The sequence below is a fragment of the Paenibacillus sp. FSL R10-2778 genome, from assembly GCF_038593035.1.
Taxonomy (GTDB): Bacteria; Bacillota; Bacilli; order Paenibacillales; family Paenibacillaceae; genus Paenibacillus_AQ; species Paenibacillus_AQ odorifer.
Window position 1 is genome coordinate 3,086,962 of sequence record NZ_CP151956.1, and the last position, 25,078, is coordinate 3,112,039.

General features: G+C 42.1%; 26 protein-coding genes. 19 read left to right on the top strand and 7 right to left on the bottom strand.

What is annotated here, in order from left to right:
• Window positions 1-140: 140 nt before the first annotated feature.
• The 3 genes from NST40_RS13705 (at window position 141) to NST40_RS13715 (ending at window position 3,252) form a co-directional block, all read left to right on the top strand.
• Window positions 141-524 (top strand): hypothetical protein, encoded by a 384-nt coding sequence (locus tag NST40_RS13705; RefSeq protein ID WP_143761845.1) that lies wholly within the window; start codon window positions 141-143, stop codon window positions 522-524.
• A 653-nt stretch (window positions 525-1,177) separates the two neighbouring features.
• Window positions 1,178-1,747: a TetR/AcrR family transcriptional regulator gene (locus NST40_RS13710; RefSeq protein WP_076186025.1), complete on the top strand. Its 570-nt coding sequence runs from the start codon at window positions 1,178-1,180 to the stop codon at window positions 1,745-1,747.
• A gap of 50 nt (window positions 1,748-1,797) precedes the next feature.
• A complete protein-coding gene (locus NST40_RS13715) occupies window positions 1,798-3,252 on the top strand; it encodes a DHA2 family efflux MFS transporter permease subunit (RefSeq protein ID WP_076130929.1) in 1,455 nt (484 codons plus the stop codon).
• Between the two features lie 195 nt (window positions 3,253-3,447).
• Here NST40_RS13715 and NST40_RS13720 read toward each other — a convergent pair whose 3' ends face one another.
• The 4 genes from NST40_RS13720 to NST40_RS13735 all read right to left on the bottom strand — a co-directional run bounded on the left by NST40_RS13720 (window position 3,448) and on the right by NST40_RS13735 (window position 6,256).
• Window positions 3,448-4,266 carry an SDR family oxidoreductase gene (locus NST40_RS13720; RefSeq protein ID WP_076275719.1) on the bottom strand — a complete coding sequence of 273 codons (819 nt, stop codon included), beginning with the start codon at window positions 4,264-4,266 and terminating at the stop codon, window positions 3,448-3,450.
• Between the two features lie 58 nt (window positions 4,267-4,324).
• Window positions 4,325-4,858 carry a PadR family transcriptional regulator gene (locus NST40_RS13725; protein ID WP_081387354.1) on the bottom strand — a complete coding sequence of 178 codons (534 nt, stop codon included), beginning with the start codon at window positions 4,856-4,858 and terminating at the stop codon, window positions 4,325-4,327.
• Window positions 4,859-5,126: 268 nt separating this feature from the next.
• Window positions 5,127-5,621, bottom strand: coding sequence for a hypothetical protein (locus tag NST40_RS13730; RefSeq protein ID WP_076275718.1), 495 nt, complete (start codon window positions 5,619-5,621; stop codon window positions 5,127-5,129).
• Between the two features lie 137 nt (window positions 5,622-5,758).
• Complete coding sequence (locus NST40_RS13735) at window positions 5,759-6,256, bottom strand: hypothetical protein (protein WP_342410798.1); 498 nt, start codon at window positions 6,254-6,256, stop codon at window positions 5,759-5,761.
• Window positions 6,257-6,388: 132 nt separating this feature from the next.
• Here NST40_RS13735 and NST40_RS13740 point away from each other — a divergent pair, with 132 nt between their 5' ends.
• From NST40_RS13740 to NST40_RS13765, 6 genes are all read left to right on the top strand, one after another.
• Entirely contained in the window at window positions 6,389-6,721 is a 333-nt protein-coding gene (locus NST40_RS13740) for a PadR family transcriptional regulator (RefSeq protein WP_036678319.1), read from the top strand.
• A complete protein-coding gene (locus NST40_RS13745) occupies window positions 6,718-8,043 on the top strand; it encodes an FtsW/RodA/SpoVE family cell cycle protein (RefSeq protein ID WP_342410799.1) in 1,326 nt (441 codons plus the stop codon). Before NST40_RS13740 ends, NST40_RS13745 begins: the two co-directional genes overlap by 4 nt.
• 59 nt (window positions 8,044-8,102) lie before the next feature.
• Entirely contained in the window at window positions 8,103-9,014 is a 912-nt protein-coding gene (locus NST40_RS13750) for a hypothetical protein (RefSeq protein ID WP_052097010.1), read from the top strand.
• 14 nt (window positions 9,015-9,028) lie between these two features.
• Window positions 9,029-9,793: a M15 family metallopeptidase gene (locus tag NST40_RS13755; protein WP_340012537.1), complete on the top strand. Its 765-nt coding sequence runs from the start codon at window positions 9,029-9,031 to the stop codon at window positions 9,791-9,793.
• A gap of 129 nt (window positions 9,794-9,922) precedes the next feature.
• Window positions 9,923-10,663, top strand: a complete 741-nt coding sequence (locus NST40_RS13760) for a copper amine oxidase N-terminal domain-containing protein (protein WP_340012538.1) — start codon at window positions 9,923-9,925, stop codon at window positions 10,661-10,663.
• Between the two features lie 247 nt (window positions 10,664-10,910).
• Window positions 10,911-12,410 carry an MDR family MFS transporter gene (locus NST40_RS13765; protein WP_076194336.1) on the top strand — a complete coding sequence of 500 codons (1,500 nt, stop codon included), beginning with the start codon at window positions 10,911-10,913 and terminating at the stop codon, window positions 12,408-12,410.
• A gap of 71 nt (window positions 12,411-12,481) precedes the next feature.
• On the opposite strand, the gene NST40_RS13770 is transcribed toward NST40_RS13765, so the two are convergent.
• Window positions 12,482-13,375: a DMT family transporter gene (locus NST40_RS13770; RefSeq protein WP_076129293.1), complete on the bottom strand. Its 894-nt coding sequence runs from the start codon at window positions 13,373-13,375 to the stop codon at window positions 12,482-12,484.
• 128 nt (window positions 13,376-13,503) lie between these two features.
• Between NST40_RS13770 and NST40_RS13775 the strand changes: the two genes are divergently transcribed.
• The 7 genes from NST40_RS13775 to NST40_RS13805 all read left to right on the top strand — a co-directional run bounded on the left by NST40_RS13775 (window position 13,504) and on the right by NST40_RS13805 (window position 20,634).
• A complete protein-coding gene (locus NST40_RS13775) occupies window positions 13,504-14,379 on the top strand; it encodes a LysR family transcriptional regulator (protein ID WP_076278999.1) in 876 nt (291 codons plus the stop codon).
• Between the two features lie 359 nt (window positions 14,380-14,738).
• Window positions 14,739-15,488 (top strand): sulfite exporter TauE/SafE family protein, encoded by a 750-nt coding sequence (locus NST40_RS13780; RefSeq protein ID WP_340012539.1) that lies wholly within the window; start codon window positions 14,739-14,741, stop codon window positions 15,486-15,488.
• A gap of 189 nt (window positions 15,489-15,677) precedes the next feature.
• Window positions 15,678-16,721 (top strand): LacI family DNA-binding transcriptional regulator, encoded by a 1,044-nt coding sequence (locus NST40_RS13785; RefSeq protein WP_076194330.1) that lies wholly within the window; start codon window positions 15,678-15,680, stop codon window positions 16,719-16,721.
• A gap of 10 nt (window positions 16,722-16,731) precedes the next feature.
• Window positions 16,732-17,892: a Gfo/Idh/MocA family oxidoreductase gene (locus NST40_RS13790; RefSeq protein WP_076185992.1), complete on the top strand. Its 1,161-nt coding sequence runs from the start codon at window positions 16,732-16,734 to the stop codon at window positions 17,890-17,892.
• A gap of 25 nt (window positions 17,893-17,917) precedes the next feature.
• Entirely contained in the window at window positions 17,918-18,640 is a 723-nt protein-coding gene (locus NST40_RS13795; protein WP_342410800.1) for a ThuA domain-containing protein, read from the top strand.
• 20 nt (window positions 18,641-18,660) lie between these two features.
• Window positions 18,661-19,764 (top strand): Gfo/Idh/MocA family oxidoreductase, encoded by a 1,104-nt coding sequence (locus NST40_RS13800; protein WP_076217926.1) that lies wholly within the window; start codon window positions 18,661-18,663, stop codon window positions 19,762-19,764.
• 75 nt (window positions 19,765-19,839) lie between these two features.
• Window positions 19,840-20,634 carry a hypothetical protein gene (locus tag NST40_RS13805; RefSeq protein ID WP_076275711.1) on the top strand — a complete coding sequence of 265 codons (795 nt, stop codon included), beginning with the start codon at window positions 19,840-19,842 and terminating at the stop codon, window positions 20,632-20,634.
• 89 nt (window positions 20,635-20,723) lie between these two features.
• Here NST40_RS13805 and NST40_RS13810 read toward each other — a convergent pair whose 3' ends face one another.
• Entirely contained in the window at window positions 20,724-21,545 is an 822-nt protein-coding gene (locus NST40_RS13810; protein ID WP_076275710.1) for a DUF2785 domain-containing protein, read from the bottom strand.
• A 28-nt stretch (window positions 21,546-21,573) separates the two neighbouring features.
• On the bottom strand, window positions 21,574-22,458 hold the full coding sequence (locus tag NST40_RS13815; RefSeq protein WP_076217923.1) for an AraC family transcriptional regulator: 885 nt from the start codon (window positions 22,456-22,458) through the stop codon (window positions 21,574-21,576).
• Window positions 22,459-22,582: 124 nt separating this feature from the next.
• On the opposite strand from NST40_RS13815, the gene NST40_RS13820 reads away from it, so the two are divergent.
• From NST40_RS13820 to NST40_RS13830, 3 genes are read left to right on the top strand one after another with little or no spacing between them, the layout of a single operon-like run.
• Window positions 22,583-23,470, top strand: coding sequence for a sugar phosphate isomerase/epimerase family protein (locus NST40_RS13820; RefSeq protein ID WP_076217922.1), 888 nt, complete (start codon window positions 22,583-22,585; stop codon window positions 23,468-23,470).
• 18 nt (window positions 23,471-23,488) lie between these two features.
• Complete coding sequence (locus tag NST40_RS13825; RefSeq protein WP_076275709.1) at window positions 23,489-24,520, top strand: Gfo/Idh/MocA family oxidoreductase; 1,032 nt, start codon at window positions 23,489-23,491, stop codon at window positions 24,518-24,520.
• Window positions 24,521-24,561: 41 nt separating this feature from the next.
• Window positions 24,562-25,035 carry a GNAT family N-acetyltransferase gene (locus NST40_RS13830; protein WP_076194362.1) on the top strand — a complete coding sequence of 158 codons (474 nt, stop codon included), beginning with the start codon at window positions 24,562-24,564 and terminating at the stop codon, window positions 25,033-25,035.
• Window positions 25,036-25,078: the final 43 nt, after the last annotated feature.

Below are 25,078 nucleotides of genomic sequence, written 5' to 3' on the forward strand. Positions count from 1 at the left end.
TATTCATACCTTTCTCATTGGAATAATTATAGTATACGCTGGGATTGTGGGAATGGGAAGTAGATAATTTCAAGCGGACGTGGGGTGTCGGGAGTTGATTTAGTGATGGAGAGAGAAGGTATGGAGATGGCTGGAAGCGGATGGGGAAGATGAGGCGGGCGGATGGAGGTAGGTGGAGCAGATGGGCGGATGAAGCAGACGGGCTAGAAGGGGGCAGATGGAGCAGATGGGGCGAGTGGGGGCAGAAGGAGCAGATGGGCTGGATGGAGGCAGGTAGTAATTTATTGAGAAAATACAGATGGACATTAATAGCATCCCACCCCAAGCACATTACGTCCTCACCTCCTCTCCACAGCACATTGGGCCTTCTCTCGTTCACACCATCTCCTGCACTTCATCTGCCTCACTTCATCTGCCTCACTTCATCTGCCTCACTTCATCTGCTTCACCCCATCTGCTTCACCTCATCTCAATCACTCCATCGGACCCCAGAGTCCTTATATGCTGGAAAAGTAACCTTTTGAGTAATTATCGGACCCCAATGCAGCTATGAGCACAAAAAGGGATAAAAAAAGTCTGGTTTCAGGGGAATAGCGACGGTGAGGTCCGATAAATTGTGAAAGGACATGATTTAGCGCAAATAGCTGCATCTGAGTCCGATAGGAATGTTAGCTTGAGAGCAAGTGTAATACATGGAAAACAAAAGTGTGGGAGTAAGTGTGAAGCAAGGGAGTAGACGGACAAATGCATGCGCGGAAATAGTGTGAGGCAAGTGTGCGACCTAATGAAGCTAATAGCTCGATGAGAAGTAAATGTGAAGTAGAAGGATGTACGAAATTAGGAGCTATTGGACCCCACAGTCCTTATATGCTGGAAAAGTAACCTTTTGAGTAATTATCGGACTCCAATGCAGCTATGAGTACAAAAAGGGATAAAAAAAGTCCGGTTTCAGGGGAATAGCGGCGCTCAGGTCCGAAAATGAGCCCAAAAGCATGTTTTAGCGCGAATAGCTGCATCTGAGTCCGATAGGGAGGATGGAGCTAACCCAACCCAACCCAACCCCCACGATCTTCCACCAAAATTACTTTGAATTTAAGTAATTTATGTGTTGACATATCTCTTTGAAATATGGTTTTATTATGTAGACCAATTGTTATAATGCAAAGGAAGTGTCAGCTTGTCGAACAAGCCGAATACGCGTGAGGCGATTTTGGACACAGCTTCGAAATTGTTTTTTTCTCAGGGATATCATGCAACAGGACTGAATCAGATTATTAAAGACAGCGATTCACCGAAGGGGTCTCTTTATTACTACTTTCCTCACGGTAAAGAAGAACTGGCTTTAACATGTATTAACCGGACTAGTGAAGTTGTCGCTCAGAAGCTTAGACATCATATGGAGAACAGCAAGAGTGCGTCTGAGGCAATGGAGGATTTCATTCTAGGAATGGCTAAAGATGCTGTGGAATCCTCATACGAAGGGATTGTTCCGTTTAGTTTTTGGTTGGCGGCGGAGACATCCTGTATTAGTGAGGAGCTGCGGACTGCGTGTAAATCTGTGTTTATGGACTTGCAGGATGTGATCAAGAAACGTCTTTTGGATGAGGGCGTAGAGAACAAGCCCGCGGCCGATAAGGCTTCAGTGGTAATCTCTTTATTTGAAGGGGCGCTTCTCCAGACGCTGACTTTTCGGGAGGAACAACCGCTTCTCGCGGCGGCAAAGTTTATCCCAGTAATACTTGGTTAGATACAGACAAATAGATAAGATTATCAGGAGGACTAAGGGTGGAAGCAACTATGCAAGGGAACCAACAAAAAGAGGTCAAGAAGTTTAAGACTATTCCAATTCTTGTCTCTTTATTACTAGCAGGTTTTATCGGAATGTTCAGTGAAACGGCATTAAATGTTGCCTTAAGTGATCTTATGAATGTCCTACAAATTACCCCAGCAACAGCACAATGGTTGACAACAGCTTATCTGCTTACACTGGGTATACTAGTACCAATTTCGGGGATGCTGCTTCAATGGTTTTCGACGAGACAGCTGTTTATAGCGGCTTTATGTTTTTCAATCCTAGGAACATTCCTAGCAGCAGTATCACCTAACTTTGAGTTCTTACTTACAGCAAGAGTGGTTCAAGCTATGGGAACAGCGCTTCTGTTGCCACTGATGTTTAATACAATCCTTATCATCATTGCTCCTGAAAAACGTGGGGCAGCAATGGGGATGATCGGTCTGGTTATTATGGTTGCTCCGGCGATTGGGCCTACCATTGCTGGACTGCTTATTGAAAGCCTCAGCTGGCACTGGATCTTCTGGTTGTCATTGCCATTCTTAGTGATTGCATTGATATTCGGGATTCTGTTCATGCAAAATGTAACAAAGGTGACGAAACCGAAGATTGATATCCTCTCCATTGTGTTGTCTTCACTCGGGTTTGGCGGTATTGTGTTTGGTTTCAGCAGTGCCGGTGAAGAAGCGGGCTGGGGAAGTCCGAAAGTGATCATTGCGATCATCGTAGGTGTAGTAGCACTGTTATTGTTTGGACTTCGTCAAATGAAGATGAAGGAGCCAATGATTAATCTGCGTGCTTTTAAATATCCAATGTTCGCTATTGGTGTAGCTATGGTATTTATCTGTATGATGGTTATTCTGTCCTCCATGTTGATTCTTCCGATGTACCTTCAACAAGGACAAGGTTATACAGCTTTCAAAGCGGGTCTGTTGCTGCTTCCAGGTGGAATTATAAACGGATTGATGTCCCCAATTATGGGTCGTATGTTTGATAAATACGGTCCGAAATGGCTCGTGATTCCAGGTCTGATTATTGCAGCAGTAGCCTTGTGGTTCTTCTCCAGTATTACTGTAGCTTCTACGGTTGTGTTCGTAATCGTACTTCACAGTACGCTTATGATTGGTATTTCGATGGTATTTATGCCGGCACAGACGAATGGTATTAACCAGTTGCCACTAGAACTTTATCCAGATGGTACAGCTATTATGAATACACTGCAGCAGGTTGCTGGTGCGATTGGTACTGCATTAGCAGTCAGCATTATGACCGCGGGTTCAAAAAGCTACATGAAAACTGTGGAGAACCCAGCAGATCCAGCTAATATGTTACCTGCGTTCACGAACGGTGTACAAAATGCTTTTATTTTCGGAATGAGTATGGCGATTGTAGGACTAATTCTTGCTTTCTTCATAAAAAGAGTAGTTGTTAATCATAAAATGAATACCCCGATGCATTAATAAATAAATTTGACGCAAGAAAAGGTGTTCGAATAGGTTAGTTTGTAAAATCCCCTTAGGATAGACAGTGAAAAAAAGTTCATGATCTCATGGACTTAACACTGTTGATCGAAGGGGATTTTTTTTTTCGCAATAAGAAAGAGGACCACTCCTCGTTAGAATACCGAAAAGCGACTCCACTTAAAGCTTTCTTTTTTAAGAAAAATGCTGGGATATATTAGTCAGATATTCTTCTTCGGCCGTATTTTCTTTCATTTGAATGAGCATTTTTGCATCTTCACCAACAACATATCGGAATTGACTTGTCTCATCTGTGGCGGCTTGATATATTGTTTCCGCAACAAGTTCTGGAGGCGAAGCATACGCAGGTTGTTTTTCCATCTCACCCAATTTACCCAAAAATGCAGTAGTAAAAGGTTTATATTCCGTTAATGCATCATTAAAAAAGAACTCCATCGATCTACTACCAAAGTCTGTCTGAATGGCACCAGGTTCAATTAACTTAACTTTGATGTTTTGTGATGCTAATTCATAAGATACGGATTCAGAAAAACCTTCTACGGCAAATTTCGTTGAATGATACAGAGACATTGTAGGAAAGGTTACTTTCCCACCCATAGAAGAGATATTGATAAGCAAACCATCTTGGTTAGCTCTAAAATGTGGCAGCATGGCTTTAGTCATACTGATAAGACCAAAAACGTTGACTTCAAACTGTCTTCTGATCTGCTCATCTGTAGCTACTTCTATAAGTCCCATTGTTCCATAACCAGCATTATTGAGAAGAACGTCAATTTTACCGAACCGTTTGATCGCCTCCTCTAACGCAGGTTGAATCGTGTCTGCTTTCTCAACATCGAGCCGTAACACCAACACATTATCGAGTGTAGTGAATTCACTTTCTTGTTCAGGTGAACGCATCGTGGCTACCACATTCCATCCTCTTTCAGCAAAATGTTTTGCTGTAGTTCTACCGATACCAGACGAAGCACCCGTTATAAAAATTGTTTTCATCTACAATTCCTCCTAAAAGTTTTATGAGCGGTACATCTTAACCTGGTTCGTATTAAACTCACTTCGGAAGTGCTAACTTCTCCATGTTTAACAATCCCTCAGCAATGGTTGTTAGTTTAGCCTTATATTCTTCTATGCCAATTTGAATGCAGATGATCTGTGCTGGATGCATTTCATCTTTATAAAGCGAATACTGAGCGAGTAATTGATCTAACTTATGTTGTGATTCCTCTTGAGCTTGCTTCAACCAAATAATCACCTTCTCATACCCGACAAATTCACCAAAATAAAGCCTCATCATAAAATCAGATTTCTTAATACTGTCAGCCTCTAGTGGAGCTAGTAAATAGGCATTAAAACTATCTCTTCCTTTATCCGTGATGTTTAAAAGATTTTTATTAGGCTTACCTTCTTGAGGTATGTTTTCCTTAGTAATCAGACCCTCCTTTTCCATGCGAGCAAGCGTAGGGTAAATCGTTCCATAACTAGAACTATAGAAATTAGAGAATATTTCCTCCAATAACTGCTTTATTTCGTATCCAGTCAACGATTTTTTCATAAGCATGCCTAAAATAACATCCTGACTGTTCAAAATAGGGCCTCCTTTAAGTTTCTAAATATTTGTATATCGTTATCACAATATATCAGACCTTTATATATTGAGTCAATATATATTGGACGGATACTTGGAGTTGTTTTTTTATGTATTCATTTCCCTAGAATATAAATGCAGTGGCAGTAGAATGAGGACTACAAGTATGAGGATTATAATAATAAATAGGCATTCCGAAAAAAACGACGATCGCTCCCTGGCAGAATACCGGGGAGCGATCGTCGTTTAATTCTCACTTTATTAATTTTCATTGTGTCCATTCCATCATATATACTCGTTGTAACTCCACGTTAAGGATCACGATACAGTAGCTACCATCATCTTTTTTCTTATAATAATACAATCCTCTTTCTTCGTGTTCTATAGGGTTCGCCTGAAATAATTTTTCGTATTTTTCTTTTTCATTTGGATAAATGGCAATCACAGAGTCTTTGAAACTTGATATTCTCTCTTTTAAGAGGTCAATGGAATCAACATTGAGGGGATGCCAAAATGCTGCGTCTTTGATTTCTTTGAATTGCTTTTCGTCATAATCTAATACGTAATAGCTTTCGCCATCCCCATGGAAACTAGGTAGACTTTCAAATATCACCTTTGACTCTGTAGGTTTAGAGATCGATATGCCCCAATTTATCTTCCACGTCTCATAATAGTTCATCGAATTGTTACGGAGCATATATCCAACGAAAACAAATATGAATAGAACGGTAAAACTCAAGATTGTTATTGTTGTTTTTCTCATCGTTGATCTCCTCAACATCCTGCTTGTATTACCATTATTATACATGAATGAGGAGGGAATAAGGATTATTAATAGAAACTTTACATGCATAGATTTACGATGTATAGTTGTCCTAGGTATAAAAGGATAACTAATATTCATGATATACAGATATTAGTCATTAGAAGAGGAAGTAAATCAACGGTATAAATCCCGTAGAATGAGCTGAATCCGGTCCAAGTAAGCAAATCAACGGTATATATCCCGTAGAATGAGCCGAATTCGGCTCGACGGAGTAAATCAACGGTATATATCCCGTAGAATAAGCCGAATCCGGACCGACGAAGCAGATCAACGGTATATATCCCGTAGAATGAGCTGAATCCGGTCCGAGGAAGCAAATCAACGGTATAAATCCCGTAGAATGAGCTGAATCCGGTCCAAGTAAGCAAATCAACGGTATAAATCCCGTAGAATGAGCCGAATTCGGCTCGACGAAGCAAATCAACGGTATATATCCCGTAGAATGAGCCGAATCCGGCTCGACGAAGTAAATCAACGGTATATATCCCGTAGAATAAGCCGAATCCGGACCGACGAAGCAAATCAACGGTATAAATCCCGTAGAATGAGCCGAATCCGGTCCGACGAAGCAAATCAACGGTATAAATCCCGTAGAATGAGCCGAATCCGGACCGACGAAGTAAATCAACGGTATAAATCCCGTAGAATGAGCCGAATCCGGTCCCACGCCAATTGTAAAGTTAGAATTTAGGAGGTGTTAGCCGTTGAAAGTAAGTAAAGAGATGCTGAAGGGCAGTACGGGTACGTTAATTCTGACACTTTTACTGGAGAAGCCATTATATGGTTATGAGTTAATCAAAGAGCTGGAGCTGAGATCACAGGGTGTTTTTTCATTAAAAGAAGGAACCTTGTATCCAATTCTGCATGCGATGGAAAGTGAGCGCTGGGTAGAGGCTTACTGGATGGAGGTAGAGGGAAGGAAGCGTAAGTACTATAGAATTCTGGATGAAGGTAAAGAGAAACTCAAGGAGAAAAAAGCAGAATGGGTTATGTTTAAAGGTGCAGTTGACTCCGTTCTGGGAGAGGGTGGTGTATGATGAAAGAGAGGCAGCAGCAATTTTTGGATGAAGTGTGTGCAGAGATTAAAGCGAAAAAAACTCACCCAGAGATACGTCAAGAATTAGCTAGTCATCTAGAAGATTTAATTTGTGAAAAAGAATCAGACGGTGTATCACGGGAAGAAGCCATAGCTTGGGCGATCGCACAAATGGGAAATCCGCAAACGTTAGGAAAGGAACTTCATCTAATACATAAACCACATGTACCTTGGGGATTGTTTGGCGTTGTAGCTTTATTATCCGCGATCAGTCTGATCGGAATGAGTTCTGTGGATGTAGGCTACAGTGATATTGTTAAAGGTGCTTTTTTGGATAATGCGTTTAGACGCCAAGCGATAAATATACTCATTGGAATTGTATTGATGTTTGGATTGTATTTTATCGATTTCAGAAAGCTGAAAAGTTTCTCGTGGGTATTATACGGAACATCAATAGCAGGAATTCTGTCGAGTATATTCTGGGGGATAACAATGAATGGAGTGAATTATGGTCCTAGGATTTTTTTGATCTTACCTGATATGACATCCTATCGTCCTTATGTTTTGATAGTCGCGTTAGCAGGGATTTTAGTGAATCGTAAGGAATCGGCTAAAAAGAAAACTTGGCGAAGTGGGTTGTTCGACATAAGCCTTCTGTTAGCACCTGCATGGCTTCTTATCTCTCTAAACTCTCTTCCAGAGCTTGTGGTGTATCTAATCTCTTCACTAGTATTATATGTATGGATTACTCGCGATTGGATAAAGAGTGTAGTATTATTAGGGTTCTTTGTAATAGTTGGACTAATGGTCATCTTCAATAGCGACTACCTGATGGCCAGAATTATTAGTGCAATAAATCCATCTTTAGATCCAGAAGGTTATGGCTATATCTATCAAGTAATGCGTGAAGTTATTAGTTCAGCAGGTTGGTGGGGGCACGGATTCGGAGCAGTAGAACAAAAGCTGCCGTATGTCTACTCAGATATGTTGCCTGTCTATCTTATTCATTGTTTTGGTTGGGCGGGGGCGCTGCTTTTGCTTACAGTTATCTCCTGGTTCTTTATTAAGCTTCTATCTACGATACGAGCGATTCGTGAGCCCTATGGACAAGCTTTAGTGTTGGGTTTGGCATTTTTACTAGCCATAAGACTAACCTATGGTCTTGCTGTTTTGAGCGGCGGAATGATGCTGACTTCTATCCCGTTCCCTTTCCTGAGCTATGGGAGTCATGTATGGTTTGAATATGCGGCTATTGGACTTTTGATGGGCATTTATCGTAGGAAGGATATTGGAGCCGTCCAGGATAATACTGTACTGAGTTAGATTCAGGATCCTCTCATATGTCTAATTATTAAGTATGAATACTTAAGGGAGGTCTTTTAATGGGATGGAAAAAAACAGGCTTGTTAAGTGTTGCCTTTGCCCTAGGCTCTATGGGAGGGTTTGGGAGTATACATACAACTGATACTGTAGCTGCCGCAACTGTGAAAGAATCTGCAAAAGTCTATAACCAATTTCAACAATATGTACAGAAACCGGCATCTCTTGCTAACGCACGGAATTATTTGATTAACCATATCAAAGAAGTGGATACCTGGACAGCAACTCAGATGACACTCCAGCTCGAAAATGCACAGAAGGCATATTTACCTGTGTACTCTGAGAAGGTTTTTCCGGAGAATGTTCAGAAAGAGATAAATAATGCTTTTTCCAAAAGCAAAAATCTAACATACAGCACACTCCTTAATGCGATCAAAGATGCTAATGTACGCAATATGTTAATTGAAGGACGGGATAAGGGGTATAAGCTGGAGACTAGTGAGGGCATGTACTATCCAGTGATGCATTATGAGGGGTTCAAAAGCTTTAAGCCGTATGTCACGAAGGACATCGCTGCTTATATAGATATCATGGCCACTGAATCGAATCAACCAAGTGTTTTTGATGCAGCTATTGTGATTAGTTGGACAGAGTTAACGAACAGGGCGCTTGCACTGGAGGATTTTGTGACGAAATACCCAGCTTCCAATCGGTCAACCGTTCTTCAAAAAGAGCTGCTCAATGCAACTTCACGCTTATTATATGGATCAAGCAACACACCAGCTTATGACTATGATGAGCAAGTAATCAAACCTGAAGTAAAGAAGGCGTATGAGAATGCATTAAAAGGAAACAAAGGCGACACCAGAATCCTAATGATTTTAGAAAAACTACTGCAGTTACTTGATTCCACGAATAATAAACTCACACCTGAAGTGGAGAAATTTCTAAATCAAACGGTTAATTCGAAATGAAGAGGCGGGATCTATTGAGAAGCGGATTTAGAGGAACAAAAATCATAGTTTTCGCATTTGTGCTGTTGTTATGGACAAACACTATTTTTATGGGCAGTGCAGATGCAGCTTACGTTGGATCATCTACAGACAATGTACTGCAGCAAATGCAGCTGGAGAAGAAAAACCGTCTGCCGCAAGGATTTGTCTATTTGGATGAAGTGATACCTACTGCCCAATTTGAAATTCGCTATTACGGAGACAATAATTTTGTAGGGAAGCGGATTGATGGTTATAAAGCGCCTTTAGCGATCTTTTCACAGACTGCAGCTACAGCCTTGAAGGCAGTAAGTGAGGATTTAGCCAAAAAAGGATATATCCTAAAAATCTATGATGCTTATCGTCCGCAGACCGCGGTGAATCATTTTGTAAGATGGTCACAGAATTCCGCGGATACTAAGATGAAGCAGCAATATTACCCGCTACTGGATAAACGTAATTTATTCAAACTCGGATTTATAGCGAAAAAATCAGGACATTCCCGTGGCAGTACCATCGATTTAACGATCGTCAATAAAGAGACCGGTCTAGATGTAGATATGGGCAGCCCGTTTGATTTTTTCGGAGAGATCTCTTTTTATGATACATCGTTAATCACCAAGACTCAGAAAGCAAATCGCGCAATTCTCAAAGAGGTTATGGTGAAGCAAGGCTTTAAACCTTATAGTAAGGAATGGTGGCATTTTACGCTGATAAAAGAACCTTTTCCTAAGCAGTATTTTGACTTCAAGGTGGAATAGTTATTTAAAAGAAGCGGCCCAACATAATGTTGAACGGCTTCTTTTTTTTCTTGGCTTTATTATCCTTAGGATTAGCACATGCTGGAAACGCACATAATACTTGTAATAACTAAAGGGAGGTTTCGAGCGATGATCAAAATGGCAGCGGTAGTTGTGTTAGGTGTTCTGTTTTTAACTAATGGATTTGGTGGATTTGCCGCTCCAACAGTATGGGCAGACTCCGGCCAGGTTAGCGTAATTTTGAATGGTAAACTACTGGAAACTAATCCCCATTCAGCCTACAATAAGGGTTCCACGGTCATGATTCCGCTCAGAGAGGCTTCCAATGCACTGAAATATACAACAACATATCAAAAAAGTTCAGAAACTATAACACTAACAAAGATAAATGAAATAATTAAATGGAAGCTTAACGAACATTTAGTTAGCATCAATAATGCACAAGAGTTGGTTTTTAAAGATGATTTCGAATTCAGACAGGATCATATCTATGTTCCAATCTCCTTTTTTAAGACAATTGGTTTATTAACCTCATATGATGGGGAGTCCAATCAAGTTGAAGTGTATACCCCTGAAGTGACAGCGAGTGTTATAGCGGGGTTACTGGTCGGCGGTAAATATAATGAATTATCGGAGCGATATCATTATGATGTGGTCGTAAATAAGCCAAGCTCAAATGGATTACTGGAAGACTGGAAGCAAATTACGATAAAAGCCGGGAATTATCATGGGATTAAATCTACAAAAAGTAGCTATAACGAGGATCAATTTTCTATCCGCTGTGTATTGGATTTTGCAGAGACAGAGATTCCACTTGAAATTATTTTGAACACATCGGGCAAAATTATAGAATTAAGAGAGACACTCTAATCGGAAAATGATTCCATGATGACTATGCACATTTCCCAAGCGAGAAGATTTTAGGGGATTATGCATAGTCTTTTTGCTGTTCTAATATACTTTCCCAGATAATTTCTGAAGGGTATCGTAAACCCGATGTGTTTTTAATGTAAAAAATGGTTTTATTTGTTGACTTCCAGATTCATCGAATGTAAATTAAAATTTGAAATAATAAATAAAGCATTTAATTAAATTAGAGAAATGAGTGGAGTACTGGATGACAAAAACATTGACCGGAATGAGTTCTGCAGAAGAGCAACCCTTTTCGTTAAAAGCAATCATCCCCCCGCTTCTTGCTATTATTGTCGGTATGATTATGGTTATTCTGGATGGTACTGTTGTGAATGTGGCCGTTCCCAAGCTGGTTGATTATTTTGCTTCCGATCTCAAAACGATTCAGTGGGCGATTACGGGTTATACTTTAGCTTTAGCGGCAGTAATCCCACTCGCGGGCTGGATGACCGATCGTTTTGGATCGAAACAAGTTTTTCTGGCAACTCTTACGATGTTTATTCTTGGCTCTATGTTATGTTCGGTTGCACAAAGCTCATCTCAGCTCATTATTTTTCGAGTCATTCAAGGTCTTGGCGGGGGGATGGTTGCTCCCATTGGGATGGCGATGGTTTTTAAATTAGCTCCAGTAGAACGTCGAGGTTCTATTATGGGGATGCTTGGTATTCCAATGCTCTTAGCACCGGCACTCGGTCCAGTCTTATCCGGTTGGCTGGTGGAGTACGTAAGCTGGCACTGGATCTTTCTGATTAATGTACCTATTGGAATTGTTGGCATTATTCTTGGTGTTAAATATTTGCCGAAGTCTGAACAAAAGAGCAAAGGCAAACTCGATATCCTAGGCATTATCCTTGCCCCAATTGCCTTCTCTATGTTGGCTTATGGGGTGAATGAAGGCGGTGGAACAAGCTGGTCGTCTACTCCCGCTATTGTTGGCTTATCTGTTGGAGGGGTTGCATTGATCCTTCTTGTCATTGTGGAGCTGCTTCACAAAAATCCGCTTTTACAACTGCGAGTTTTCCGTTCGTCGGATTTCACTCGGGGTATTATTTTAACTTGGGTTATGCAAGCTGCTTTGTTTGGGTCCATGTTATTTGTGCCCCTTTACCTGCAGCAGATTCGAAGCTATACCCCGCTGGAGACCGGTTTGATTCTACTTCCGCAGGCTTTAGCTTCAGCAATCGGAATGCCGATTGGCGGCAGGTTGTTTGATAAGATCGGGGCTCGTCCGCTGGCGTTTGTTGGACTTAGTATCATTACGGTCACCTTGTTCCTGTTATCCGGAATTAGTGTTACAACAAATTTATCGTTAATTATGACATACCTGGGTTTCTTAGGCTTTGGGATGGGTCTAACGATGATGCCTTTGAATACTCATGTCTTGAATGCTGCTCCACGTGAATGGGTGGGAAGTGTAACTTCACTTACTGCTGCTGCTCAACAAGTCGTTGTTTCATTTGCTATAGCTGGAATGACAGGTTACCTGACTAGTCAGATCGCTGTTCATATGGGAGCACTGAAAGCGGGAAGTAATCCTTTGACAGCCGCAGTTAGTGGTTTTGATGATGTGTTCTTCCTGTCTGGCTGCATAGGAGTGGTAGGTGTATTGATGAGTATTATTTTGCGCAAGCCTAAGCTTTCTGCTGGCGATCCTACCTCTGGAGAGGGACAGAAGGCAGATGCGGCGATGATGATGGGGCATTAATGGAATCCATAAACTTAGATAATATAGAAAAGGCGTCGTTCAGCTTGTATAGTTGAACGACGCCTTTATTGTTATAAATGCTCTGGTTTCTTCTGAGCCCACGATGCGGGGAGACTTGCTTTACCAAGCAGCTCAGAAGCCACGATTCCCAACAGAACAAGCGCTGCGCCAGCATAGCCTTGCATCGATAACTTCTCAGCAGCGAACCAATAACCAAACATCGCAGCGAAGACCGGCTCAAGGGAGAAGATTAGTCCGGTGCGGGTTGGTGAAGTATATTTTTGAGCAATAGGTTGCAGGATGAAGCCACAGGCACTGCATAGGATACCAAGCGCTAGAATTGCTGCCCAACCTGGCAAAGTAGAGGGGAGCGAAGGTGTCTCGAAGATTGCGGACAACACTAAGGCCAACCCTCCGGCAAATCCTAACTGCAAGATTCCAATATTCAGGGAATCACATTCTTTTACCGCCTTGCCTGTAAATAAGATCTGTACCGCATAGAACACTGCCGAAAGAATACACAGAAAGTCACCCGGTTGAATAGTTAAGGTTGCATTTAAGGTAAGAAGTCCAATCCCGGCTATGGCGAGGATGGAGCCGAACACTTGCGGAGGTGCAACTCTTTTTTTGAAAATAACTCGATCCAAGATCGGTACAAAAATAACCGTCAATGCAACTAAAAATCCTGCATTTGAGGTGGTGGTTGTTTGAAGTCCGAAGGTTATACATGTGAATACGCCTAGCAGGAGGAATCCGAGGAGAGCACCATATTTTAATGTTCTCATGTCTACTCGTCTTAATCGTTTGTGGAATATCATAGCGGCTAATATAAAAGCAAGTCCGAAGCGGAGTGCAATCAGATTGAATTCGCCTAACGTACCTAACCCCATTTTCATAAATATGTAGGAGGAGCCCCAAAATAATGTTACAACTAACAGCAGCAGCTCAGCTTTGAGCGGTTTCATCTCTTCATCCATCCTTCTTCATTTTCAACTCAATATAGTATAATACGGCTCTATACATAAGGTAACTGAATGTTTATCATAGGATACATGAGTAAAACTTATGTAATTTATAAGGGTGGGAACAGAGGTTGAGCATTAATAAATATGAGATTTTTCTGAAAGTTGTAGAGCTAGGCAGCTTAACAAAAGCAGCAGAAATGTTGGGTTTTACGCAATCCGGAATTAGTCACACCATTAGCAGCTTGGAGATGGAGTTTGGGTTCGCGTTATTAATTAGAAATAGATCCGGTGTGAAATTAACGGTAAACGGGGAACAAGTTCTGCAGCCTATCCGTGAAATCTTGAAATGGAACGAGAAATTGAAGCAGGAGGTAGCGGACATCCACGGGCTAGAGATTGGCACGATCACCATCGGTACGTTCACCAGTGTGTCTGTGCATTGGCTGCCAGGGATGATTAAGCAATTTCGCAGTGAATACCCATATATAGAAATCAAGCTGATGGAAGGCGGTTATTTGGAGGTTGAGCAGTGGATAGAGGCTGGAGTGATCGACTGCGGTTTTATTTCACTGCCTACACGTGAGAAGTTTGACGTAATTCCTTTAAAAAAAGACCGGATGTTAGGGATTGTATCTAAAGAGAATCCACTTAGTGCAGAACCCTTTCTTTCCTTATCGCAAATTGCTAAGGAGGATTTCATTATCCCGAAAGCAGGCTCGGATTATGATGTTAGACGTGTGCTGGATAAGGCGGGTATTAAACCTCATGTTAAATTCTCAGCAGGTGATGACTATGCCATTATGTCGATGGTGGAGAAAGGCCTTGGCATTAGTATTTTGCCAGAGCTTGTCTTGACCCGGCAAAATTATAATGTGGCCATGCTAGAATTGGAGGAACGTAGTTTCAGATCGTTAGGAATTGCTGTCCACTCTATGAAATATGCTTCTCCCGTCACCAAAAAATTCCTAAAGCATGTGCAGGTGTGGCTGAAAGATAACACCTAAATAAATACGTCAAAAAATAAGAAACTGATACCTCATCAAAGTTAAGGGAGATCAGTTTTTTTGTTTAGTACTTCAGCTAGTTTTTCAGAAAACAGGAACTACACACAGGCCGCTGTAATTGATTTTAAAGGATTTTCATTAAATATATGTATATCTCCATTATCTTATAGTTTTTACGGCATTATAGAGGATTTGAGAGACGTTAAATTGCATGTTTATCCTCTATTAATATCTGTTTTACAATAATTAATATGTTATAATTAGAAGAGTGGAAATAAGGAATGTATTCAGATGTTCTGGAAATGTGAGGACTTTATGCACAATTACGGATGGATAAGATTAGGAGGAGGATTAAGCGATTGAGCGTTACAATAATTACACTTGTCGTAGTAGCAGTATTTATAGGTGCCTTAATGAGAACCGTGTTTGGTTTTGGTGAAGCGATTGTGAGCATGCCACTGCTTGCACTGCTCCCGATTCCTCTACATACCTCAGTTTCTTTGATTGGATTGGCAGGCCTCACGGTTGCCTCACTTACAGTTGTGAGTGGGTGGCGGCATATAGAACGATCTATTTTGATTCGATTAGCACTCTCAACAGTGATAGGAATTCCTGTAGGACTTGTCATGCTTTATTTAGCACCGGCAAGTGTAATTATGACTGGACTTGGTATATTTTTGATTGTTTATGGAGTTTATTCGGTGATTAAGAAGAGAATATTTAAGACGATCGATCATCCCTTGCTTAAGGCAAAAGGCTGGGTGTATCCTTTCGGATTCGCTTCGGGTGTACTTGGCGGTGCTTATAACTTTAATGGTGTCCCTGTCGTGATCTATGGTACTTTACGACAATGGAATCCGGATCGTTTTCGGGGTACGTTGCAAGCTCATTTTCTTATTTCTGGTGTACTCGTTGTAACGGGTCATGCTATCGGGGGATTGTGGACGGTGGATGCTCTTGTTCTTTATGGATATTCTATTCCAGCAATTCTCTTAGCTACGGTCCTTGGGGTATATGTGAATAAACGTATTCCTGCTAAAAAATTTGAGAGTTACTTATTTCTGATTATCATTTTACTTGGTGTCCTAATGCTAGTGCCTCGCGGATAGTTGAAAAGAAAAAGAAAGACGTTCTTCCCCCTTACTGTATATGAACGTCTTTTAAATTTATCCAATCTTAGGGTTGACGAAGAGCCTTGTTCATGAGAAAATGTACGCGCGTACATTAAATGAATGCGTTTTCGAATAGCGAATTGAACGAGGCTAAATGTCACTGTTCATAACCTATGAGAAGGAGGAATTTATATCGCCAGCCGTAAAGAGGTTGCCGAGCTTGCAGGTGTCTCAGAAGCCACAGTATCTCGCGTGTTAAACAATGTTGGTCCGATTAAGGAAGAAACGAAGGAACGTGTGTTGGCAGCTGCACTGAAGCTAGGCTATACCCCTAGTTCACTTGCTCAGAGCTTTGCTCGTAGACGGAGCGGGAACCTGGGTGTAGTGATGCCTTATTTGCCGAAAGCCCGCTTGTTCTCCACTTATTATTTTTCGGAAATATTAAGTGGAATAGGGAGCAAGGCGCGAGAAGAGGGTTATGATCTGTTAATGCTGTTTCGGAATGCCGAAGCGCCAATGGATTATAACGAGTTGTTTAAGATGCGGAAGATCGATGCTTGCATTGTGCTTGGCGCTAAAGAAGAGCCAGGTGAGCTAGCCTCACTCCGCCGTTTGAAGGAAGAAGACCATCCTTTTTGTCTGATTAATCAGCATTTTGCTGGGGAAGCTTTTCACGAGGTGGATGCCGATCATGTCGAAGGAAGCTGGCAAGCGGCTAAACACTTACTGGAACAAGGGTTTAAGAGGATTGCTTTTCTAAATGGGCCAGAATCTTATTCCAACAGCCGAGATCGTTTAACGGGGTATACCCGCGCTTTGGCAGAGGTGAATCTTTCTGTAGACTCTTCACTTTTGTTCGAAGGTAACTTCAGCCGGAAAAGCGGAATTATAGCTGCCAAAGAAATGTTGCCTTTGCTGAATGAGATTGATGCGATTATGGCCGCCAATGATCGGATGGCCATAGGTTTGCAGCAAGGACTACAGGAGTTAGGAATACCAAGGGATCGCCTGCCAGCTATTGTGGGTTATGATGATTCGGAAGCTGCGGAGCTTACCACACCTGCATTAAGCAGTGTGCGGGTTCCCTTTTACGAACTAGGTGAACTTGCCGCAGCCCAAATCATTGAATTGCTGGGAAACAATCTGGCAGAAGTACCCGCACCAGCCGTACAGATCAAATTACCGACAGAACTAGTTATACGAGCTTCATCTAAATCTATCAACACTTAGGAGGAATAAGATGAAACAGCTTCGCATTGGAATGATCGGTTATAAATTTATGGGTAAAGCCCACAGTAATGCTTATCGCAGTTTGCCTATGTTTTTCCCGAAAGCGCTTAAACCGGAAATGTCTGTAATCTGTGGACGTAATAGTGAAGCGCTTGGAGAAGCTGCATCGCAGTTAGGCTGGGCGGATTGTGTTACGGACTGGAAGGATCTGATCGCTCGAGAGGATATTGATCTTATAGATATTAATGCTCCCAGCAACGCGCATAAGGAGATAGCTTTGGCAGCAGCCAAAGCAGGTAAACATATTTTTTGTGAAAAACCACTTGCGCTGACCTTGGCGGATTCCCGTGAAATGCTGCAAGCTGCTGAAGACGCGGGAGTTACACATATGGTTGGTTTTAATTATCGCTTTTCTCCGGCAGTTCGACTGGCTAAGAAGCTCATAGAGAGTGGGCGGCTGGGAAAGATTTATCATTTTCGGGCTTGGTTTCTACAAGATTGGATAATAGATCCGGATTTCCCTTTAGTATGGAGACTGCAGAAGGATATCGCCGGTTCGGGTTCGCATGGAGATCTGGGGGCGCATCTCATAGATTTGGCTCATTTCTTAGTAGGTGATATGAAGGAAGTAATCGGCATGAGCGAGACCTTCATAAAAGAGCGTCCGCTCGCCGCTGAAATGACTGGTTTAAGCGCTAAAGGAGATAAGGATGCACCCAAGGGTAAGGTTACCGTTGACGATGCCACCTTGTTTTTAGCCCGTTTTGATAATGGTGCTCTGGGCAGCTTTGAAGCTACAAGATTCGCAGCGGGTCATCGCTCTACCAATTCTTTTGAGATCAATGGAAGTCTTGGCAGTGTGAAATTCGACTTTGAACGTATGAATGAATTGGAAGTTTATTTGACCTCGGATGCCGAGGATGTGCAAGGTTTTCGCCGTGTGCTGGCGACCGATCCTGCTCATGAGTATGCAGAGGCTTGGTGGCCGCCTGGTCATACGATTGGTTTTGAACATACGTTTATTCACGAAATGCTGGAGCTTTCTAACGCAATTGAAGAAGGTCGTCAGCCAGAACCAAATTTCAATGATGGAGTGAAATGCCAAGCGGTGTTAGAGGCAGTAGAACGCTCTATTGATGAACGCCGGTGGGTCGATTTATCTGAGATGTAATCTAACCTTAGAAGGAGTGCTGAAGATGAGAAAAGCATTGATTGTATGGGGCGGTTGGGATGGTCATGAGCCTGAGCAGGTAGCGGATATATTCGCTAAAATGCTGCAAGAGGAACAGTTTGAAGTTGAAGTATCGAATACACTGGAGGCTTTTGCTGATGCAGATAAGCTTCTTGGACTAGATTTGATCGTTCCGGTATGGACGATGGGTACAATCGAGCAGGATTTTGTGAATCATGTCTCCGCAGCTGTACAGCATGGAACAGGTCTTGCCGGTTGCCATGGCGGGATGTGTGATTCTTTTCGTAATAATGTAGATTGGCAGTTTATGACGGGTGGACAATGGGTAGCTCATCCTGGGAATGACGGCGTTAACTATACCGTAGAGATTTGTCAAAGCTCAAGTCTTCTGGTAGAAGGATTAGAAGATTTCAGCGTTTGCTCAGAGCAATATTATCTGCACGTAGATCCAGCTGTTGAAGTGCTTGCTACGACTCGTTTTCCAGTAGTTGAAGGACCTCATTCGTATAATAAGGCTGTTGATATGCCAGTAGCTTGGACAAAACGTTGGGGCTTGGGCAGAGTTTATTATAATTCACTGGGGCATCATGCGGACATTGTAGATCAGCCGCAAGTGCGTGAAATGATGCGCAGAGGGTTAATATGGGCAGCTGAAGGTAAAGCGCAAGCATTATCCAATGTTTCGGGGGTTAGGAATAGCTATAGTGGAATGGCAGACAGTCAATAAATTCTGGGAGCGATCAGCGAATGGATAAAGTCAAAGTTGGTATTATTGGATGCGGTAAAATCAGTAGCATCTATATGGAGAACTGTCAAAAGTTCGAGATCCTTGATCTAGTTGCATGTGCAGATTTGGATTTGGTGAGAGCACAAGAACAAGCGGATAAATACAATATTCCAAACGTCTATACCACAGAACAATTACTGAATAATCCAGAGATAGAAATCGTAATCAACTTAACGATCCCAGCTGTTCATGCGGAAGTATGCCTGAAAGCTATTGAAGCGGGTAAACATGTATACGTTGAGAAACCTCTAGCTGTGACGAGAGAAGAAGGCCGCAAAGTTCTGTCAGCTGCGCGGGAAAAGGGAGTACTTGTGGGCAGTGCACCGGAGACATTCTTCGGAGCGGGAATTCAAACGGTTTTGAAGCTGATAGATGAAGGAGTAATTGGCGAACCTGTTGCAGCTACTTCGTTTATGCTGGGCCGTGGACATGAGCATTGGCATCCAGATCCGGAATTTTATTATGCCGCTGGTGGAGGTCCAATGTTCGATATGGGTCCTTACTATTTGACGGCTTTGGTGCAGCTGCTGGGTCCTATTCATACGGTTAGCGGAATGACTGGGAAAGCGCTGGAAGAACGTACGATTACAAGCGAGAAGAAATTTGGGAATAAAATTCCTGTTCAAATTCCAACTCACGTAGCCGGAACCTTACGATTTGAAAATGGTGCCATTGCAACGTTGATTACAAGCTTTGATATCTTTGGCGGGAGCAACCTGCCGCATATAGAAATCTACGGAACGCTAGGAACGATTCAAGTTCCAGACCCGAATAACTTTGGGGGTCCCGTGAAACTCCGGCTTATGGGTGAGAATGAGTGGACGGAACAGCCGTTGTTGTCAGGGTATGATCAGAATACCCGCGGGATTGGACCAGCAGATATGGCTTACGCCATTCGGACGGGTAGAGGGCATCGTGCCAGTGGTGAACTGGCTTATCACGTATTAGAAGCAATGTGGGCTTTTCATGATTCTTCTGATGCTCATTCATTCTACGAAATGGAAAGCACCTGCACTCGTCCTGCGGCACTTCCAATCGGTCTTGCTCCTTACACTTTGGATTAGAGAATTCTTCCTGAAATTGCAACCTATCACTTCCGGTCTTCGTTTGAGAAGATGAAGAGTGGAGGTGTTAATAGGATGCGTAAGATAATTATTGGTTGGATATGGATTCCCGTTGTTATTTTGTTAATCAGTGGCTGTTCAGAGGCTCAACAAGCGAATAAGGAGCCGGTTCCAACTCCTGTAATTAGTTCAGAACCACAAATTCTAGCTTCTCCGAACCCTGCAATGGATGATCCAGGCGCGGTTAAGACTTTCTTATCTGCTCAGAGGATTCCTAACGGAGATATTTATCTGCAAGATAACAAGGTTCATATTAATATTGTAGGTTTGAACTCGGAGATTGAGCAAAGCTTTGCTCAGACTTTCACTGCAGGTACTTATGAGCTTCATGATGTGAAATATACGATGCAAGAGTTATTAGCTGCTCAAGAATTGTTGCATGAACAAGAACTATACCAGAAGCTGAATCTCTACGGCTCTGGTGTAGATACTATTGGTAATAAAGTAACTATTACCATTCCGTCAGATGATGCGGAAGCAGCTAAGCTTGAAATTGAAAAGTGGATCGATCCAAAGATGTTGACCTATGATATTTCAGAAATAGGTGATCCGCATGTAGTAGGTACAATCGTTGATATCGATACTAAACAGGCGAAGCGGATTCTAATCCTTGAACCTGGTAACGAAGATCCATCTTACTGGTTCACATTCAATGCGAAATCTGAAATGTTTAATGAAGCTGGAGAGACCATCAGCTTTAAGGATTTACAGGTTGGACAGCAGGTTAAGTTATGGAATACAGGGATGGTGCTGGAATCTTTTCCCGCGCTTGCGAGTGTGCGGAGGATGGAGCTAGCAATTACTGAGTAATCTAATAGACCCGTCAACAGGTAGCAAGTGCTCCACGTATTTGAACTGTAGATGGAAAGTGAGGGTGCTCTAACCCTCACTTTTTTTAATTAGGAATAGTATACTTTTTCTACTTTATATAATGTATGCTCGATTGTTGGACAGAGATTGGCATGTACTTTGTAATACTTAACTCGAAAATATAAACTTTTCAAAAAGTTCTTTATATTATTTTTTTGTTTAAAAGCAGGAAGAAATTCTGGATTTTTCTCCACATCACCAAAACTTTGAATCCATTGCTCTACATAAGTCTGACTAAGCATTTTTCTATCTAAAACACTCATTATGGATCTTACCATTCGCTCATCTTCCCCATCGGAGTATATTCGATCTGTTATGGTCATCTTTTCGTAAAACAAATCGAGGATAGTTATGAGGTCATTTTCATCCAGTTCGGAGCATTGAGCCAATTCATCTAAAGTATCTGCTGCATGGGCTATAGCATGAGCCCAGCCTTTTTCTTCGTCATACCCCCGGTAATCCCGCTCATTTTGCACACTGCAAAATACCTTCTCTTTTATCTGATGAATTTGCTCTCTTGAGAGAAATGGTGATTCTTTATGCCTCATGAAGAGGAGTGGGATGACTAGCATAGAGAAGGATCTAGTAAAGACAGAGTCTGTATTGGTTTCACCAAGCTTAAAATGCAAATGGTTTTTATCCAAGATAAGAGGTATAAGTTGTTCCAGTTCGTTTGTGGTTAGAGAATTACCTGGGATCCAATGTGATAAGGTTGTATAAATTAGCTCATCCCGTAGTTGGGCATCTAAAGAACCAATGTTATTTATCATTTCTTGTACCAACTGGAAGGTATCGGGAGGTGCTTGGTAATCATTTTCTTTTATGCATATCAACGTTTCTTTTAAATTCATTTTACATGCTCCTATTTTCCAGTGTGAATTATTTTCTAATACCGGATGGTGTAGTTCCTTTATATTGCTTAAACAGCTTGGTAAAATAATTAGGATTGTCGCAGCCCACTCGTCCAGCAATCTCCGTTACAGTAAAATCTGTCTCCAGCAGCAGACGTTCTGCTTCATTTACGCGGCAAAGATTAACATAATCGATGAAGGTTCGGCCGGTGAGCTTCTTAAAGGTTTTGCAGAAATGGTATGGATTTAGATTAACGGATCTCGCGGCACTTTCAATGGTCATTTTCTCATCAAAATGGTTCTCCATGTACTCCAGCAGTGGCTTAAAACGCTCACGATTGAAGGATTGACGTTCATTTGTTCTGCCAGAAACCTGTTCAGGCAAAAAGGTACGGGAGAGCAATACAAAAAGCAGATGAAGTTGATTTTTGATGATCAGCTGAAATGCAGGACCTTTCTGATGCACTTCATCCACGATAGTGCTCAGAAGAGAGTAATAAGTGGAACAGGTTGGAACTAGTGCCGCTGGTTTAACTGGTAGCTGATATCGATTCTCCAAATAGGGAGCTACGAATTGTTCATGTTGAGGATCTTGCTTCCAATCTTTAAATAAAGAACTATGAAATACGACGGATATAAATCGGACATGATCATCCCGCAGACTATATCCAACATGCAAACCTCCAGAAGGAACAAACAAAACCTCTCCGGGATGCAGTTCGTAGGGTTTGCTGTCGATGTGGAAAATGGCGCTGCCTGCTTGCATGATAATGATTTCGAAATGCTCATGCCAGTGTAGAAAAAGGATGTTCTGGCCGATTTTCGCATGTCTGCATTCATTAAAAAACAATCGAAACGGATAGGTGTTTCCTTCTAATTGAGGGTATTCTTTAAGATCATTAGGATAGCTCAATATTTATTCAACTCCCACAATATACGACTATATAAACACAATATAATAAGAGTTTTAAGCTCAAATGCAGTATATACTCGGGTTATAGAACTTACTATAAACCAATATTGGAGTGGTACACAAGATGAAGGATACAATGCGTATAGGTACATTAGTTGGTGGCGGAGATGCTGTTAGAGTGATTCCGCAAATCGTAGGTCATGGCTTCGAATCTTTTAGCTTAACCTTCTGGCAGACTACAGGTGAAACAGATCTTGTGGAAACTGGTAAGCGTGTGCAAGAACTTGCGGCAAAACATGATTTTGTGATTTCATCGGTTGGCATCTTTGGCAATCCTTTGACGAATACGGGTGACAATTCCGATGCATTAGCGAGCTGGGAACGGCTTATTGATCATGCTCATGTATTTGGTACTGATATGGTATCAGGATTCACGGGACGACTACCAGGAGTGTCCATTGATGAATCGATTCCGAAGTTTGCCGAGGTCTTTGGTGAGCTGACAAAAAGAGCAGCAGATCGCGGAGTAAGAATTGCTTTTGAGAACTGTTCCATGGATGGCAATTGGACTTCAGGGGACTGGAATATCGCTCATCATCCAATAGCCTGGGAAAAGATGTTTAACGCTGTCCCTGCTGACAATATGGGACTCGAATGGGAGCCCTGCCATCAGATGGTGCAGTTGATTGACCCGATTCCACAGCTGCGCAAATGGACAGATAAGATTTTCCATGTACACGGCAAGGATGCCACCATCGCTTGGGATATTGTAAAAGAATATGGAATCCACGGCCCGAAACCTTATGTATGGCACCGTACTCCGGGTTTTGGTGATACGAACTGGACGGATGTTATCTCCATTTTGCGTCAGGCTGGTTATAAAGGCACCATTGATATTGAAGGTTGGCATGATCCTGTCTATCGGGATGAACTGGAAATGACGGGTCAAGTACATGCCTTGAATCATTTAAAACAATGCCGCGGGGGCAGCTTTGTGCCTAATCCGCTTTAATAAGTCAGGGGGAGAAATATGACAGCACAGTACCGTGTAGCGGTTGCAGGTTGCGGAGGAATGGCTAATGCATGGATTGAATACGCTTTATTGCGTCCAGATACTAAGATCGTTGCTCTAGTAGATATAAGGTTGGAGTCGGCTGAGGCGATGGCCGCGAAGCATGGGATTTCATGTCTGACGTTTACGGATATTAAGCAGGCGATACAGGAGACCGCAGCAAATCTCATCTTTGACGTTACTGTTCCAGGAAGTCATTTCAATATTTCTAGCACTGCATTGGAACTTGGATGTAATGTCTTTAGTGAGAAACCTTTAGCTGAGACTATGGAGGAATGTAATAAGATTGTTGAGATCTCGGAACGGACTGGAAACGCTCATGCTGTGATGCAGAACCGCCGTTATGATCCTCGTATTCGTTCTTTAAGAAAAATCATAGAATCAGGAACGATTGGTAGAACAGGATTTATCGGTGCAAGCTTTTTCCTTGGGGCTCATTTCGGGGGATTCCGTGATGTTATGAAAAGTCCGTTGCTGCTGGATATGGCGATTCATACCTTCGACCAGGCCCGGTTTATTAGTGGCGCGAACCCTGTGTCCGTATACTGTCAGGAGTTTAATCCTCCCGGCTCATGGTATGAGGGGAATGCTTCGGCAGTGTGCATTTTCGAGATGTCCGACGGTTCAATATTTACCTATCAGGGATCTTGGTGTGCAGAAGGTGCATCCACGTCATGGGAAGCTTCTTGGCGGGTTAACGGGGAGAAAGGAACCGCAATCTGGGATGGTCATGAGCTGCCATATGCTGAGGTAGTTACTGCAGGAGATCAGAGTGATAAGTTCATTCGTGACGTAAAGCGTGTAAATGGTGAAAACGTTGAGATGAGTAAAACATTCCATCAAGGGTGTTTGGATGAGATGTTCTTGTCATTGGCAGAGCAACGTCCTGCAGAGACGAATTGTAGAGATAATCGGTATAGTATGGCAATGGTGTTCGGAGCGCTGGAAAGTGCTGAATCTGGCCGGAAAATCGATCTAGTGGAGTTTTGAGATTGACTTCTGTTACTACAATCGCCAGCAAGGAGATCAAAATGAATATTAGAGCTTACCGAGAATCGGATCTTAGTCAAATTGTCTCATTGTTCTACGAAACAGTTCATTCCGTAAACAAACAAGACTACTCACAGGAACAGCTGGATGCTTGGGCACCTAAAGAGGAAGAGGCACTTAAGCTTAATACTTGGAGAGCTTCTTTACGTCAAAATATCACTTATGTAGCCGAAATTGATAATATTATTGTGGGCTTTTCTGATATGACAGCAGAAGGACATTTGGATCGATTATATGTTCACAAAGATTACCAAGGGCAAGGTGTAGCCTCTGCATTGGTGAATAAGTTTGAATTGAAAGCAAAAGAACAGGGTCTTTATGAAATGGATACCGAAGCAAGCATCACTGCTAAACCTTTTTTTGAACGATTGGGGTACCAGGTTATTGCGAAACAAAGTGTAGAACGAAAAGGTGTTCTGTTGGTCAATTATAGGATGAGCAAAAAAATAATGTAATTCAAAAAAAGCAGGTTGCTCATTAGAGCAGTCTGCTTTTTAT